Source organism: Microbacterium sp. Ru50, from assembly GCF_002920555.1.
Taxonomy (GTDB): domain Bacteria; phylum Actinomycetota; class Actinomycetes; order Actinomycetales; family Microbacteriaceae; genus Microbacterium; species Microbacterium arborescens.
Window position 1 is genome coordinate 1 of sequence record NZ_PQSV01000012.1, and the last position, 2,072, is coordinate 2,072.

Below are 2,072 nucleotides of genomic sequence, written 5' to 3' on the forward strand. Positions count from 1 at the left end.
ACCCGGAGCAGAGGCGCCGGCACCTGCGTGCCGGGACGGCCGTCGACTACCGCGAGGGTGAGCGCATGCGCGACCCGAGGCGGCTCGCCGTGTACTTCACCAAGCACGGGTCCTTCTCCGCGAAGGAGTACCAGCACGTGGTGCCCGAGCTGTGGCAGGCGGAGGGCGCCGGGCCGGGCCGGTTCTGGGGCTACTGGGGACTCGACCCGGCCACGGCCGGGGTCGAGCTGCACCCCGAAGCCGCCGTGTGGGCCGGGCGGATCCTGCGCCGGTACGCCCGCGCCCAAGGGGTCACCCAGCAGCGGACGGTGAAGCGGGTCAGGGGCGGCGTCGCCATCCCTACCGACCAAGTGGTGGGGCTCGCGGGCGCCCAGCTCGTCACCGCGCCCGCCCGCGTCCGCTACCGCAAGGTCCGCCGCCGGGTCGTCCGCCTCGGCAACGGCCGAGGCTTCCTGTGCGTCAACGACGGGCCATCCCTGGCCGCCGAACTCGCCCGCGCCGTCGACCGGCTCACCGGGCCCCCGGGCGGAACTGATATCAGTTCGCCATAACTCGCTGTCGCCGGTTACTGCCCTTTGAGGCCCGGCGACGCGAGCGCGGAATGTTCCATTGCGCGATAACTCGCTGTCGCCGGTTACTGCCCCCGGTCGCCCAACTTCCGGCGGCCGGGGAGCGGTCCGCCGGCGCTTCGCGCGTGGGGGTCGGCGTGCTCCTGGTCCTCGATGTCGGCGGCACGCTCGACGGGCAGCAGCCGCGGGGCCGTGTCCGTGGTCGTGCTCCTGGTCGTGGTGCTCGGACCGGTGCCGAGACGGCGTCGAGTGCTCATGCCGGGAGTCTCCCGCCCCCTCGCGGCCGGGAATGCAAGAGGTGTGCCCGATTCAGCGTGCACGCGTGCACGGGCACAGGCGTGCACACGGCGGAGCCCCGCACCGGTCGGTGCGGGGCTCCTGTTGGGCTGGGTCAGATGGCAGCCAGGATGTCGGCGTGGTCGAACGCGAGGGTCGGCAGGGCGTCCAACGGCCACCACTCGGCGCGGCGGGCGTCGTCCCCGGCCGTGGTCGGGGTGCCGGCGGGGACGACCGCGAGGTAGGCGACGGTCACGTACCGGCCGCGCGGGTCGCGTCCGGGGGCGTCCCAGACGCCGAGCTGGCGCAGCTCGTCGGCGGCCACGGGGACTCCGGTCTCCTCCTCCAGCTCGCGGGCGGCGGCGGCGCGGGAGGTCTCGCCGGGGTCGACGTGTCCGCCCGGCAGGGCCCAGCAGCCTTCGTAGGGGTCCCACCCGCGCTCGATCAGCAGGACGCGGCCGTTGGTGTCGATGAGCACGACGTCGGCGGTGTAGCGGATCGTTTCGAAGGTCTCGGACATGATGGGTATCTCCTGGTCTCGTGACGGGTCTGGGAGCGAAGGGGCGGCCGTGCGCCTGGCAGTGAACGGCCGCCCCGGCGGTCAGTCCTGGGTGGGGCGCTTGCCGGTCAGGGCCCAGATCTCCCACTCGCTCGGCATCCGGGCCTGGAGGGTGTCGCGCCGGTACTGGGCGGTGGAGCGGGCGGTCACCCCGAGGGCGCGGGCCAGCTCGCCATAGCTGCCGCCGCTGGCGGCGTGGGCGCGCATCGCGGCGTCGCGAATGCCCTCCAGGCGCGGCAGGAGCCGCTGCTCGACGTCGTGGATCGCGGTGACCCAGGTGTCGGCGGTGGCCGGGCGGTCCGGACGGGCGCCGGGACCGTCGTCCTGGTCCGCGGGGACGGTGTCGGTGCGCAGGACGGCGAGCGCCCACAGCGCCCCGGCCATCGCGTCGGCCAGCGGGCCCAGTTCCCCGCCGATGGCCTCGGCCTCCTCAGCGGTGAGGCTGATCGTGATGTCCACGCCGCCCCTGTTCGTGGCGGCGTCGCCCTCGCGGAAGCTGATCGACATGGTGGTCCTCCTCACGGGCTGGTGTGCTGTACGGGAATCCGTACGGCCTGACATCCATGACTGTACGGATTCCCGTACGGCCGTGCAAGAGGGGGCTCCGGTCGTGCGAGTGCTGCGGGCGAAAGTGCCAGAGGTGTCCGGCATCGCGTACCGCGCGTGCC

The 2,072-nt window shown here is 73.7% G+C and carries 4 protein-coding genes; 1 reads left to right on the plus strand and 3 read right to left on the minus strand.

Features of this window, described 5'->3' with window-relative positions:
* Positions 1–551 (plus strand): hypothetical protein (locus tag C3481_RS15915; RefSeq protein ID WP_219817678.1); only part of this gene is annotated, 551 nt, incomplete at its 5' end.
* A gap of 83 nt (positions 552–634) precedes the next feature.
* Here C3481_RS15915 and C3481_RS15920 read toward each other — a convergent pair.
* The 3 genes from C3481_RS15920 to C3481_RS15930 form a co-directional block, all read right to left on the minus strand.
* On the minus strand, positions 635–826 hold the full coding sequence (locus C3481_RS15920; RefSeq protein WP_103818090.1) for a hypothetical protein: 192 nt from the start codon (positions 824–826) through the stop codon (positions 635–637).
* Between the two features lie 134 nt (positions 827–960).
* Positions 961–1,365, minus strand: coding sequence for an NUDIX hydrolase (locus C3481_RS15925; protein WP_103818091.1), 405 nt, complete (start codon positions 1,363–1,365; stop codon positions 961–963).
* 81 nt (positions 1,366–1,446) lie between these two features.
* The gene (locus tag C3481_RS15930) at positions 1,447–1,911 is read right to left on the minus strand and encodes a hypothetical protein (protein WP_103818092.1); all 465 of its coding nucleotides are present in this window, start codon (positions 1,909–1,911) and stop codon (positions 1,447–1,449) included.
* Between the last annotated feature and the right edge of the window lie 161 nt (positions 1,912–2,072).

Excerpts from the sequence above, each read along its gene's own strand:
- C3481_RS15930 (WP_103818092.1), bottom strand. The coding sequence starts at position 1,911 with ATGTCGATCAGCTTCCGCGAGGGCGACGCCGCCACGAACAGGGGCGGC.
- C3481_RS15920 (WP_103818090.1), bottom strand. The coding sequence starts at position 826 with ATGAGCACTCGACGCCGTCTCGGCACCGGTCCGAGCACCACGACCAGG.
- C3481_RS15925 (WP_103818091.1), bottom strand. The coding sequence starts at position 1,365 with ATGTCCGAGACCTTCGAAACGATCCGCTACACCGCCGACGTCGTGCTC.